Source organism: Pseudomonas sp. WPR_5_2 (assembly GCF_003634475.1).
Classification (GTDB): Bacteria; Pseudomonadota; Gammaproteobacteria; order Pseudomonadales; family Pseudomonadaceae; genus Aquipseudomonas; species Aquipseudomonas izuensis.
Genome location: NZ_RBLA01000003.1, coordinates 260,586 through 272,749, shown reverse-complemented (window position 1 = coordinate 272,749; position 12,164 = coordinate 260,586). Strand labels below are relative to the sequence as shown.

At 59.6% G+C, this 12,164-nt stretch carries 9 protein-coding genes; 4 read left to right on the top strand and 5 right to left on the bottom strand.

Going from position 1 to position 12,164, the window contains the following annotated elements; translation table 11 throughout:
- Positions 1–161: 161 nt before the first annotated feature.
- From ccoM to BJ917_RS13790, 3 genes are all read right to left on the bottom strand, one after another.
- The gene (ccoM, locus tag BJ917_RS32540; protein WP_281355032.1) at positions 162–278 is read right to left on the bottom strand and encodes a cytochrome c oxidase subunit CcoM; all 117 of its coding nucleotides are present in this window, start codon (positions 276–278) and stop codon (positions 162–164) included.
- A 141-nt stretch (positions 279–419) separates the two neighbouring features.
- The gene (locus BJ917_RS13795) at positions 420–626 is read right to left on the bottom strand and encodes a hypothetical protein (protein ID WP_121103630.1); all 207 of its coding nucleotides are present in this window, start codon (positions 624–626) and stop codon (positions 420–422) included.
- A gap of 67 nt (positions 627–693) precedes the next feature.
- Positions 694–1,035, bottom strand: a complete 342-nt coding sequence (locus tag BJ917_RS13790) for an aspartate-semialdehyde dehydrogenase (RefSeq protein ID WP_096513076.1) — start codon at positions 1,033–1,035, stop codon at positions 694–696.
- A 218-nt stretch (positions 1,036–1,253) separates the two neighbouring features.
- Here BJ917_RS13790 and rapA point away from each other — a divergent pair, with 218 nt between their 5' ends.
- Positions 1,254–4,100: an RNA polymerase-associated protein RapA gene (rapA, locus tag BJ917_RS13785; RefSeq protein WP_096513077.1), complete on the top strand. Its 2,847-nt coding sequence runs from the start codon at positions 1,254–1,256 to the stop codon at positions 4,098–4,100.
- Positions 4,101–4,259: 159 nt separating this feature from the next.
- Here rapA and BJ917_RS13780 read toward each other — a convergent pair whose 3' ends face one another.
- Positions 4,260–5,609: an MFS transporter gene (locus BJ917_RS13780; RefSeq protein ID WP_121103629.1), complete on the bottom strand. Its 1,350-nt coding sequence runs from the start codon at positions 5,607–5,609 to the stop codon at positions 4,260–4,262.
- A 303-nt stretch (positions 5,610–5,912) separates the two neighbouring features.
- Between BJ917_RS13780 and BJ917_RS13775 the strand changes: the two genes are divergently transcribed.
- Positions 5,913–6,278 carry a YkgJ family cysteine cluster protein gene (locus BJ917_RS13775; RefSeq protein ID WP_096513079.1) on the top strand — a complete coding sequence of 122 codons (366 nt, stop codon included), beginning with the start codon at positions 5,913–5,915 and terminating at the stop codon, positions 6,276–6,278.
- A 146-nt stretch (positions 6,279–6,424) separates the two neighbouring features.
- Positions 6,425–8,641, top strand: a complete 2,217-nt coding sequence (locus BJ917_RS13770) for a bifunctional diguanylate cyclase/phosphodiesterase (RefSeq protein ID WP_305955485.1) — start codon at positions 6,425–6,427, stop codon at positions 8,639–8,641.
- On the opposite strand, the gene BJ917_RS13765 is transcribed toward BJ917_RS13770, so the two are convergent.
- The gene (locus tag BJ917_RS13765; RefSeq protein WP_096513081.1) at positions 8,598–9,494 is read right to left on the bottom strand and encodes an NAD(P)-dependent oxidoreductase; all 897 of its coding nucleotides are present in this window, start codon (positions 9,492–9,494) and stop codon (positions 8,598–8,600) included. The two genes, BJ917_RS13770 and BJ917_RS13765, sit on opposite strands and share 44 nt — an antisense overlap.
- Before the next feature lie 198 nt (positions 9,495–9,692).
- Between BJ917_RS13765 and BJ917_RS13760 the strand changes: the two genes are divergently transcribed.
- Complete coding sequence (locus BJ917_RS13760; protein WP_096513082.1) at positions 9,693–11,894, top strand: hypothetical protein; 2,202 nt, start codon at positions 9,693–9,695, stop codon at positions 11,892–11,894.
- Positions 11,895–12,164: the final 270 nt, after the last annotated feature.

The following is a 12,164-nucleotide window of genomic DNA, read 5'->3' as shown; positions in this document are numbered from 1 at the left end:
TGAGGCCATCACATACAGCATCAATGTTGACTGTCCCACCGCTATCGCGAGCAGGCTCGCTCCTACAGGGTTACGTGTTTACCGATAGAATTTCGCAGGCAAAAAAAAGGGCAACCGAAGTTGCCCAAAATGCCTTGCGTGCTCATTGCATCAAGAAAGACCTACGGTTTTCTCCGCTTGTGCGAATCCTTCCAGATAAAAAATCCGAACCCTGCAAAAAACACCAACATGAGGCTGACAGTCAGCACTCCGGCGATCACCACGTTGTCGAAAAACATGACGCCTCTCCTGCAGTTGCCTTGCTGCGATGGAGTTAAGGTAACCAATCGGGCAGGAGAGAATATTGACCGGGATCAATGTTGCCCGGGGCCGGGCCTATAAGGAGGGGAAAAACTGACCCGCATCAACCGATGCGGGGGTCAACGTTTTTTCGGCTTGTTCTTCGATTTGGCTTTCGGGTTTTTCTTCGCTTTACCCAGGGGCATGGCCTGTTCGAACGCCTGGCGCATTTCATTCAGGCGCTTGTCGTTGAGGTCATGGACGCGCTTGGCGCGTTCGGCGTTGAGGTCGATCAGCTTGTCGTCTTGGCTCATGGCGTTCAGTGCATCGCTTGGAATGTTGGTCATCTGCCGCATCATTCGGCAGGGATGCACCAATAATGCGGTCTGGCGACGGCGCTGACCAGTCGCGACCTCAAATCTCGATATCGACCCACAACCCCTGGCGCGGCTGATCTTCCATCAACGGTGCCACCGGCACGGTGTTGTCGGCATTGAGGTCATCACCGGGAATTGCCAGATACGCTTCGGGATCATCGTCGGCTTCACGGCGGCGACGCTCGCGCTCCTGCTGCCGGCGCTGCTCCTCGCGCAACAACAAGGCTGCTTCTTCGGGGTTGCGGTGTTTCAGGTCGATGGTGCTGTCACTGGAGCTTTCCTGCATTGGCACCACAGGCGCGATGTCCGGACGTGGGCGGACCGGGTCGTGCTGGGAAGTGATTGGCACGGCGCTCAAGGGAAGCATCGGTGGCAGCATATTTATGGGTCTCCTGTGAGCAGGCTGTCGGCCGCCGGGAGGGTGACTTGAGCCATCGGTCGCAAACTGTGACCCGATTGGCACTCGGTGGTGCCGTAGCCCACGCAGCGTGCGTAAGTGGGCTAACGTAAACCCGAGAGTTTTTCTGAGAGTCCTTTGGCCCTGAAGCCCTCATTCCGTTAAGATAGCCCGCTTTTTCAAGGTGGGAGTCAGGCAGCATGGCGCAGCAGTATCAACCGGGGCAACGCTGGATCAGTGACAGCGAAGCCGAGCTGGGTTTAGGCACCGTTCTGGCACAGGACGGCCGCTTGTTGACCGTGCTCTACCCGGCCACTGGCGACACCCGCCAGTACGCGCTGCGAAATGCGCCCCTCACTCGCGTGCGGTTTTCGCCGGGTGACACCATCACGCACTTCGAAGGCTGGAAACTGACCGTCCGCGAAGTCGACGACATGGATGGCCTGCTGGTTTACCACGGCCTCAACGCCCAGAACGAAGTGGTCACCCTGCCGGAAACCCAACTGTCGAACTTTATCCAGTTCCGCCTGGCGAGCGACCGTCTGTTCGCCGGCCAGATCGACCCGCTGGCCTGGTTCTCCCTGCGTTACCACACCCTTGAACACACCAGTCGCCAGTTGCAGTCCTCGCTGTGGGGCCTGGGTGGCGTGCGTGCGCAACCGATCGCGCACCAATTGCACATCGCCCGTGAAGTCGCCGACCGCATCGCGCCACGGGTTCTGCTGGCGGACGAAGTGGGTCTGGGTAAAACCATCGAAGCCGGCCTGGTGATCCATCGCCAACTGCTCTCGGGTCGCGCCAATCGCGTGCTGATCCTGGTGCCGGAAAACCTTCAGCACCAGTGGCTGGTGGAGATGCGCCGCCGCTTTAACTTGCAGGTCGCGCTGTTCGACGAAGAACGCTTCATCGAAAGCGATGCCTCCAACCCGTTCGAAGACACCCAGCTCGCGCTGGTTGCACTGGAATGGCTGGTGGACGACGAGAAGGCCCAGGACGCGCTGTTCGCCGCTGGCTGGGACTTGTTGGTGGTCGACGAAGCGCACCACCTGGTGTGGCACGAAGATCAGGTCAGCCCTGAATACTCGCTGGTCGAGCAACTCGCCGAAACCATTCCCGGCGTGCTGTTGTTGACCGCAACCCCGGAACAACTGGGCCAGGACAGTCACTTCGCCCGTCTGCGCCTGCTCGACCCAAACCGTTTCCATGACCTGCACGCATTCCGCGCCGAGAGCGAAAACTATCGCCCGGTGGCCGAAGCCGTTCAGGAACTGCTGGACCAGGGACGTTTGTCGCCGCAAGCGCACAAGACCATCCACGGTTTCCTCGGCAACGAAGGCGAAGCCTTGCTGGAAGCGGTCAACGATGGCGACACCGAAGCCAGCGCCCGCCTGGTGCGCGAACTGCTCGACCGCCACGGCACCGGTCGCGTGTTGTTCCGTAATACCCGTGCCGCTGTGCAGGGTTTCCCGGAACGCAAACTGCACCCCTACCCGTTGCCGTGCCCGGACGAATACCTCGAACTGCCGTTGGGCGATCACGCCGAGCTGTACCCGGAGGTCAGCTTCCAGGCCCAGCCGGACGCCAGCGAAGAAGAGCGCTGGTGGAAATTCGACCCGCGCGTCGAATGGCTGATCGACCAGTTGAAAATGCTCAAGCGCACCAAAGTGCTGGTGATCTGCGCCCACGCTGAAACCGCCATGGACCTGGAAGACGCCCTGCGTGTGCGTTCCGGCATCCCGGCCACGGTGTTCCACGAGGGCATGAACATCCTCGAACGCGACCGTGCCGCCGCCTACTTCGCCGACGAAGAGTTTGGCGCGCAAGTGCTGATCTGCTCGGAAATCGGCAGTGAAGGCCGCAACTTCCAGTTCTCCCATCACCTGGTACTGTTCGACCTGCCGTCCCACCCGGACCTGCTGGAACAGCGTATCGGTCGTCTGGACCGGATCGGCCAGAAACACATCATCGAACTGCACGTCCCGTATCTGGAAACCAGCCCGCAAGAGCGCCTGTTCCAGTGGTACCACGAGGCGCTCAATGCGTTCCTCAATACCTGCCCGACCGGCAACGCCTTGCAGCATCAGTTCGGCCCGCGCCTGTTGCCGCTGCTGGAAGAGGCCGACGATGCAGAATGGCAAACACTGATCGACGAAGCCCGTACCGAGCGCGAGCGTCTGGAAGCCGAACTGCACACCGGCCGCGACCGCTTGCTGGAGCTCAATTCCGGCGGTGCTGGCGAAGGCGAAGCACTGGTTGAAGCGATTCTCGAGCAGGACGACCAGTTCGCCCTGCCGATCTACATGGAAACCCTGTTCGACGCTTTCGGCATCGACAGCGAGGACCATTCGGAAAACGCCCTGATCCTCAAGCCGAGCGAAAAAATGCTCGATGCCAGCTTCCCGCTGGGCGATGACGAAGGCGTGACCATCACCTACGACCGCAACCAGGCGCTGTCGCGCGAAGACATGCAGTTCATCACCTGGGAACACCCGATGGTGCAGGGCGGCATGGACCTGGTGTTGTCCGGTTCCATGGGCAACACCGCGGTGGCGTTGATCAAGAACAAGGCACTGAAACCCGGCACCGTGTTGCTCGAACTGCTCTACGTCAGCGAAGTGGTCGCGCCACGCTCGCTGCAATTGGGGCGTTACCTGCCGCCTGCCGCCCTGCGCTGCCTGCTCGATGCCAATGGCAATGACCTGTCGGCCCGGGTGTCGTTCGAAACCCTGAACGATCAACTGGAAAGCGTTCCCCGCGCCAGCGCCAACAAGTTTATCCAGGCCCAGCGCGATCAGTTGACGCCACGGATCAACGCCGGCGAAGACAAGATCTATCCGCGCCATGCCGAACGCGTGGCCGAGGCGCAACGTCGCCTGGCAGCCGATACCGACGAAGAACTGGCGCGCCTGACCGCGTTGCAAGCGGTCAACCCGACCGTACGCGACAGCGAACTGGTTGCCCTGCGTAAACAGCGCGAACAAGGCCTGGCCATGCTCGACAAGGCTGCGCTGCGGCTGGAAGCGATCCGGGTGTTGGTGGCGGGTTAAGCCCCCCTGCTCCACCGATAAACAAGAAGGCCCGCAGCGATGCGGGCCTTTTTGTTTGCTTGAGTTTTGTGGTTGCTGTTGATGGCCTCTTCGCGAGCAGGCTCGCTCCTACAGGGGAATGCATTCCAAATGTGGGAGCGAGCCTGCTCGCGATGGCGATTACGCAGTCGCCGCAGCACCCTCAGGCTCAACCACCGCCACCAACCCATCCTTCATCCGCTTGGCATCGCGTACAAAACACCGCGATGCCAACACCAGAAACACCATGGTGAAAAACAACGCCACCGGTATCAGGTACATCGCATCATGCAGGCCGACCGCCTTGAATGCCTCGGTCATCTGTTCGGCTCCAGCCGACAGCATGGCCGTATGCGCAAAGTGATCGGACAAGGCACCGACCACCACCGGCCCCAGCCCACCGCCCAGCAGATACAACCCGGCGAAGAACAATGCCATGGCCGTCGCTCGCAGACGCGGCTCGACCACGTCCTGGATCGCCGTGTAAACGCAGGTGTAGAAGTTATAGGCAAACAGCCAGCCCAGACTGAACACCGCTACAAAGATGCCGATTTCAATCCGCCCCGAATGCAGCGCCCATGCCGTGCAGAGGGTGGAAATAATCAGACTGAACGCGGCGAACAACAGACGACCATTGGCAACCCGCTGGTGGATCTTGTCTGCGATCCAGCCACCCAGGGTCAGTCCTACCAGGCCGGTTACACCGACGATGACCCCGGTCGCCACCGCCGCTTCCTGCAATGGCATCAGGAAATAGCGCTGCAGCATCGGCACCAGAAACGAGTTACAGGCATAGGTGGCGAAGTTGAAGCACAGCCCGGCCAGCACCAGCCACAGGAAGGTCGGCACTGCGAGGACACGGCGGATCGGACGGTCAACTTTCTCCTGCGACACCTGCACGCTTTCCGCGGCACCGCGTTTGGGTTCCTTGATGTAGAACATGAAGATCGCCAGGATCAACCCCGGCACCGCGGCGATAAAGAACGGCGCGCGCCAGCTGTCGAACGCCTTGACCATCGCTCCGATGGTAAAGAACGCCAGCAACAGCCCCAACGGCAGCCCGAGCATGAAAATCCCCATGGCCCGCGCCCGGCGATGCGCCGGAAACAAGTCGCCGATCAGCGAGTTGGCGGCGGGCGCATAGCTGGCTTCACCGATGCCGATGCCCATGCGCACGAGCAGAAAGCTCCAGAAACTGCCGACCATGCCATTGACCGCGGTCAGCCCGCTCCACACCGCCAGGCCCCAGCCCATCAGTTTGCTGCGCGAACCGGTGTCGGCCATCCGCCCCAGGGGCAGGCCGGCGATCGCGTAGACAATAGTGAATGCAGTGCCGATGATGCCCAGCTGAAAATCGCTGAGATGCCATTCCATCCGGATCGGTTCGATGATGATGGCCGGGATGGTGCGGTCGAAAAAGTTGAACAGGTTGGCCAGGAACAGCAGGAACAGAATGCGCCAGGCATTCGCCGCTTGGGTCGAGTTCTGCATGGGTCCGTCTCTTTTATTGTTATTGGGGCGTCACTGTCCCCGGTAACAGCAATCTAGACAGGCCCGCCACAGCTGTCTGTCATCATTCGCAAGGCTGATACCAGCCCATGGCAAAACAGCGCACAAGCGCCGCCCCCGCCCACCGGCGAGGCTCAATGTTCATTGGCCCGAGGGGAATGTTTTCACCGCACTGCCATCCCTTGAAAAATACTTTTCGCCCCCCCTTTCCAAGCCGCTGGCGAAGCCTAGAATAGCGGCCTTGTCTGCCCTCAGCGTTCCCCACCCCTCCTAAGATAAATACCCATGTCCGATGCCAGTCCGTGCCTGAATTGCGGTGCCTGCTGTTCTCATTTTCGCGTGTCATTTTTTTGGGGTGAATGCGCTTCGTCCGGAGGGACAGTGCCCGATGAGCTTGTCGCACAGATCAGCCCCAGCCGCGTCGCCATGCTGGGCACCGAGTGCAAACCCGTACGCTGCGTCAGTCTGGCAGGGGACGTAGGCAGTAGGGTGCAATGCTCGATCTACGAAAAACGCTCGAGCACCTGCCGGGAATTCGAAGCGTCCTGGACCGATGGCCAGCCCAACCCCGATTGCGACGCAGCCCGGGCGGCGTTCGGCCTGGCGGCGCTGGAGCCCGCATTCCAGATGCCTGAGAAGCAAATCGCCTGATGCTTAGCACTAATCGCGATTAACTTAATGCCGAAATCATTGACACCAATGTGCCACTACGTCTTGCGCTCCCTGCATGCCCTCTATACTTCAGGACATTCGTCGACGCGGCTTGCGTCGGCCAGGAATACAACATGGGGCATGCTATGGAGTGGCTTGGTCTGCATTTCATTACCGAGCTGCCAGAGAGCGGGCAGGTCATACTCAATTGCATACATGACCCTTTTCTGGTGCTACTGGCATATCTGGTCGCCTGTGCCGGCAGCTTCGCCACGCTAGACTTGGCCGAACGGGTCGCGCATGCGGAAAATGCCGCTTCCCGACGACTCTGGCGCTGGGTCGGTGCCGGGTGCCTGGCCGGCGGGATCTGGGCCATGCACTTCATCGGCATGCTGGCCTTCCAGGCGCCAGTCAACGTGCATTACCTGTTGCCCATCACCCTTGTCTCCCTCCTGATCGCCCTGCTCACTTCATGGCTGGCGATGCATACACTCAGTCGTCCTGCCTTGAATTTCTGGCAATGCCTCAAGGCGTCGATCTGGATCGGCCTGGGCATCGCCACCATGCATTACGTGGGTATGTCCGCCCTGCGCTCACAGGCAATGGTCTACTACCAACCGACCATGTTCGCCCTCTCTATCCTGGTGGCGATTGCCGCCAGCCTGGCGGCATTGCTGCTGGCGAGCTACTTGCGCAACGGCGTCGGCATGTTCCATCAGCTGCTCAAGTACGGCGCCAGCCTGGTACTCGGGACAGGCATCATCAGCATGCATTTCACCGGCATGGCGGCCTTCAATCTGGTGTTGCCAAGCGGTAGCCTCCTGACCCAGCCCGGGGAAAACAATCACCTGCAACTGGGCCTGACGGTCGCGGTGATGACACTGCTGATCATTGGCAGCTGCATCAGTGCGGCGTTGGCGGACAAGAAACTGCAACATAAGGAGCATGACCTGCAACGGGTCAATTCACTGCTCAGCCAGCTGGATCAGGCGCGCATGTCGCTGCAACAGGTGGCGCACTTTGACCCCCTGACCAACCTGACCAACCGCCGCGGTTTCAATCAGCTCTTCGCCGAGAAACTCATCGAGAAAACCCATGCAGGCGGCATGCTCGCCGTGCTGTTTCTCGACATCGATCATTTCAAGCGCATCAACGACAGCCTCGGCCACGACGCGGGCGACGAATTGCTCAAGGTGCTGGCCAGCCATATCAAAGGCTCGGTGCGCAGTCACGAAGATGTGGTGGCACGCTTCGGTGGCGACGAATTCTGCATGCTCATCAACCTCAATGATCGCGAAGAAGCGCGGCACATGGCGCAGCGCATCATGCAAAAAATGAAGGAGCCCATCGAGCTGGCCGGGCGGCGCATGGTCATGACCACCAGTATCGGCATCAGCCTGTTTCCCGATGACGGCAAGACCTGCGATGAGCTGCTGAAAAACGCCGACCTGGCGCTGTACCAATCCAAGGGTAGCGGCCGCAACGGCCTGAACTTCTTCAGCGCCAACCTCAAGGCCCGCGCCACGCTGGAACTGCAACTGGAGGAAGAATTGCGCAACGCCCTGCGCGAAGACACGGGCCTGATGCTCTATTACCAGCCGATCTACGACCTGAAAACCGGGGAGGTCAGCAAGCTTGAAGCGTTGATTCGCTGGCAACACCCGGTCCACGGATTCCTCGCACCGGACCGTTTCATCCCCATTGCCGAGGCCAATGGCCTGATCACCGAACTGGACAACTGGGTGCTGCGCAAGGCCTGTATAGACCTCGCCGAGTTGTCGCACCAGGGATGCGAAGCCCTGAAGATCGCCGTGAACTGCTCGCCCCTGAGCCTGGCGCGCGAAGAGCTGGCCGGTCAAATCGAACAGGCATTGCGCAGCACCGGGGTCGCACCGCAACGGCTGGAGCTGGAGGTGACCGAGAATGCGCTGATGGGCAATATTGCCGACACCCTGGTACAGCTGCGACAGATTCGCGCCTTGGGCGTGTCGCTGTCGATCGATGATTTCGGCACCGGTTATTCGTCCCTGGCCTACCTCAAGCGCTTGCCGCTCAACACGTTGAAAATCGACCGTTCATTCATACAGGACATCCCCAAGTCGACCCAGGACATGGAGATCGTCCAGGCGATTATCGCCATGGCCCACACCCTGCATCTTGAGGTGGTTACCGAAGGCGTCGAAACCTTCGAGCAATACCAGTTCCTCGAATGCCATGGCTGCGACTTCGTTCAGGGTTACCTGCTCAGTCGCCCGGTGCCGCTGGTTGAACTACTTCCGGTGCTGAATGAAATCAACCAGCGCAAACACACCTATACGCTTACGTCCTTGAGTCTGGTTCACGGTACATCTGCACTAATGTAGAAGGATCCTTTTCCAGGAACCCCTGCCCGCCATGCAACCGCATCAGCTGTGCCGCCAGGCCACTGATGGGTGTCGCCGAACCCTGCTCGCGGGAAAACTTCACCGCTGTGTCCAGATCCTTGAGCAAGGTCCGCACGTGCCATTTCACCGGTTCGAAGCGGCTTTCGGCCATTTGCGGGGCGAGAATCTGCAAGGGTTTCGAATCGGCAAAGCCTCCGGCCAGCGCCTCGGCAATCAGGCTCGCATCGACGCCGGAACGCTCCGCCAGCGCCACCACTTCGGCAATCACCAAGGCGTTGCACGCCACGATCATCTGATTGCAGGCCTTGGTCACCTGCCCCGCTCCAACCGCCCCCATGTGCGTCACCCGCTGACCCAGGCTCAACAACACAGGTCTGATGCGTTCGAGATTTTCCGCGTCGCCACCGACCATGATCGCCAGGCTGCCGGCCTCGGCGCCGACCACACCACCGGACACCGGGGCGTCGAGCCAACCCATGCCGGTTTTACTGACGAGCTCCGCCGCCATTTCCCGGGTTGCGGTCGGCTCCAGACTGGAGAAATCCACCAGCAACTGGCCATTTTTCGCGCCTTCGACCACCCCGGCAGGGCCAAACACCACTGTACGCACCACCGAGGTGTCCGCCAGGCACAACATCACGACGTCGGCGTGCTGGCACAACTCTGCCGGCGTGGCGACCTGGCGGGCACCGGCCTCGACCAGTGGTGTGCACTTGTCCGGATTACGGTTCCACACCGTCAGCGGATAACCCGCCGCCAGCAGGCGCCGGCACATCGGCAACCCCATCAGACCGATTCCGGCAAACCCCAACGAAGGTAGCGCTGACATCATTTTGCCTCTTCTTGATTAAAGATCGTCGAATATTGGCCGATTCATCATGACTCAGGAAAGGATTCCCCCGAGCGATGTTCAGGCCACGGCTCTGACGCTTGGGACAAATACGCGCTGATAAAAGACGCGATTTCTCATTCCGTGACGGTTCGACGACAGCGCGTCGCCCGACTAACAAGCCCAGGTAGATGGCGAATAATGACTTCCAAAAATAATCCGGCCACCGCGGTATCCGACCTGACCTTGAGCCCTGCGGCGAACAGCCCTGCCCCTATAGCGTCGAAGCCATTACTCCCGTCACGTCCGCTGGCGACCCAGCAATACCTGTATTACACCGAAACCAACACCGACCGTATCCTCGACAATCTCGACGGCCTGCGTGACATGGTGTTCCCGCGCCCACCGCACCTGGAAGGCGACAACGAGCAGCATAACGACCAGGAATTCCCGTCGGTATGCCTGATCGGCCTGGGTCGCTGCGGTTCGAACATCGCGCTGGATGTCGCGGAACTGGTGTACAACGCCCGCAAGTTCTACCTCAACGAATTCAACAGCGAAGACCGCCTGTCGCCGGATAAACGCTATGCCGAAAAAGGCTACAGCCCGGCACAGTGGATTCGCAACAATCTGCGCCTGATGCCGAACAAGGCCACCAAACCGGTGTTCCTGGTCGAACCGCTGGTGATGCTCGGCGACCTGGACAAAGACATCGCCGGTCGAATCCGCTTCTCGCGCAAGGGTGAAAAAAGCGGGTTCCTGCGCGACTACAGCAAAATGAAAATCATGGACTTGTCGGAAGTCCACGCCGGTGGTGCCGGTAACGCGCCGATTCTTGGCCAATACCTGGCCAAGATTATCCTGAACAAGGACACCCAGCGTTTTTCCAGCCCTGACTGGAAGATGATTCACTCGTACCTGATCGACAGCTGCGGCATCAAGGCCAATCAATCACGCCTGTACTTCTCGATCTTCAGCGCCGGTGGCGGTACCGGCTCGGGCATGGCCTCGGAGTTCGGCCTGGCCCAGCAGCACTCGTACATGAACAAGACGTTCGACACCAAGCCGATGGACGAGCACGACGGCAAGAGCGGTCACTCCTTCGTTTTCGAGCCGATTTTCACCAGCGGTATCTGCGTCCTGCCGAACATTTCCGATCATCGCAGTGAAATGTCCGAAGCGTTGCATATCAACGCCGGTCGCCTGCTGTGCAAATACCTGTCGGAAGAGTGGGACTTCTCCTACAACTTCGCCAACGAAGACAGCAGCGAAGCCAGCGTCATGGGCCGAATCCGCCCCTGGAACGCAATGATGCTGATCTCCAACGACATCATGCGTTACGCCGAAGAAAGCGACGATGGCAACATCCAGAACATTGATGTCAATGCCATGGAAAAGCACGCCAACCAATACATCTCGCAGCAGATTTTCAACATTCTGACAGCGCAAGCGGTAACGACCGACTACGACCAGAACTATTTCCGGCGCGCCGGCATCGACATCGGCGAAACCATTCGCCTTGATGCCAACGACCTGTTCATGAGCCTGGCCGGCCCTGTGGCGATCGCCTACGCCGAGTCCGTGGTCCCGGAAAGCCCGGCGCCGACCAACGACAAGTTCAAGGTGTTCGAGAAAGAGCCGCAGCGCCTGAACATCGACGATCTGTTCTTCCGCTCCATCGACCTGCCGCATTTCAACAAAGTCACACAGGCCATCGAAGGCATCAGCCTGCTGCCGATCGAGTCCAAGCGCTATCGCGCGTCGCTGGAGCAGTACAAGAATTCCGGCTACGACGCCGCAGCTTTGCACGACCTGCACTTCTTCAAGAACTGTTCGTCGGTGGTGTCGATCGTTTCCCTGCCGAAGGACTACAAGCTGTCCTACATGGACCTGAACCGGTTGAAGACCCACCTCAACAACCTGTTCCCCAACACCACGCTCAAGCGTTATGCGCTGGTGATCGGCGCCTCGGCCAACCTGTCGCTGACCACCCTGATCGCCAAGAGCCCGTGCCTGTCGGACGACTTCCTGACGCTGATCGTGGCCTTCATCAAGCGTTGCTTCGCCCGCAGCCCGTACCGCTTCGACGAAACCCTGGACAACTCGATGCTGGACTTCATCATCAATGAAGATTTCGACGAAGAGCGCATCGACGACTTGCTCAACGAGTTCGAAAACCCGGCGAAGATCCTCGATACCAACTGGTATGCGATCAAACCGATGTACGAGAAGAAATACCGCGAGCTGATCAACGACAAGGACAAGTTCGTCTCGATCAACGACATTCGCCTGTCCCGGGATTGCGTGAAGAAAGCGATCAAGTACCTGCGCGAGATCTACCGTCACCGCATTGGCAAGACCAAGGTTATTTCGCTGAATAACCATACGGGCAAAACCTTCTAAACCGCGTCGCTCCATTCGCGAGCAGACTCGCTCCCACAGGGTCATCACTGAACCTTGTGGGAGCGAGCCAGCTCGCGAAGGCGGCACTGAATTTGCCGCGAATCCCAATATCCAGAAACAATTGAGCAGCCCTCCGACCGCTCACTCAACTGTTCCCGTTACGTTTACGTCACCGTGAGGCTGTGGCCTTTCTCTACGGCAACCTGCCATCACGCTACTCGCCTACACACTTTTGCTCGGTAGCGACGCGCACCAGACAGGTGCACGCAT

Bases quoted from the DNA above. Each gene is read 5' to 3' on its own strand.
- ccoM (WP_281355032.1), bottom strand. From the start codon at position 278: ATGTTTTTCGACAACGTGGTGATCGCCGGAGTGCTGACTGTCAGCCTC.
- BJ917_RS13795 (WP_121103630.1), bottom strand. From the start codon at position 626: ATGACCAACATTCCAAGCGATGCACTGAACGCCATGAGCCAAGACGAC.
- BJ917_RS13790 (WP_096513076.1), bottom strand. From the start codon at position 1,035: ATGCTGCCACCGATGCTTCCCTTGAGCGCCGTGCCAATCACTTCCCAG.
- rapA (WP_096513077.1), top strand. From the start codon at position 1,254: ATGGCGCAGCAGTATCAACCGGGGCAACGCTGGATCAGTGACAGCGAA.
- BJ917_RS13780 (WP_121103629.1), bottom strand. From the start codon at position 5,609: ATGCAGAACTCGACCCAAGCGGCGAATGCCTGGCGCATTCTGTTCCTG.
- BJ917_RS13775 (WP_096513079.1), top strand. From the start codon at position 5,913: ATGTCCGATGCCAGTCCGTGCCTGAATTGCGGTGCCTGCTGTTCTCAT.
- BJ917_RS13770 (WP_305955485.1), top strand. From the start codon at position 6,425: ATGGAGTGGCTTGGTCTGCATTTCATTACCGAGCTGCCAGAGAGCGGG.
- BJ917_RS13765 (WP_096513081.1), bottom strand. From the start codon at position 9,494: ATGATGTCAGCGCTACCTTCGTTGGGGTTTGCCGGAATCGGTCTGATG.
- BJ917_RS13760 (WP_096513082.1), top strand. From the start codon at position 9,693: ATGACTTCCAAAAATAATCCGGCCACCGCGGTATCCGACCTGACCTTG.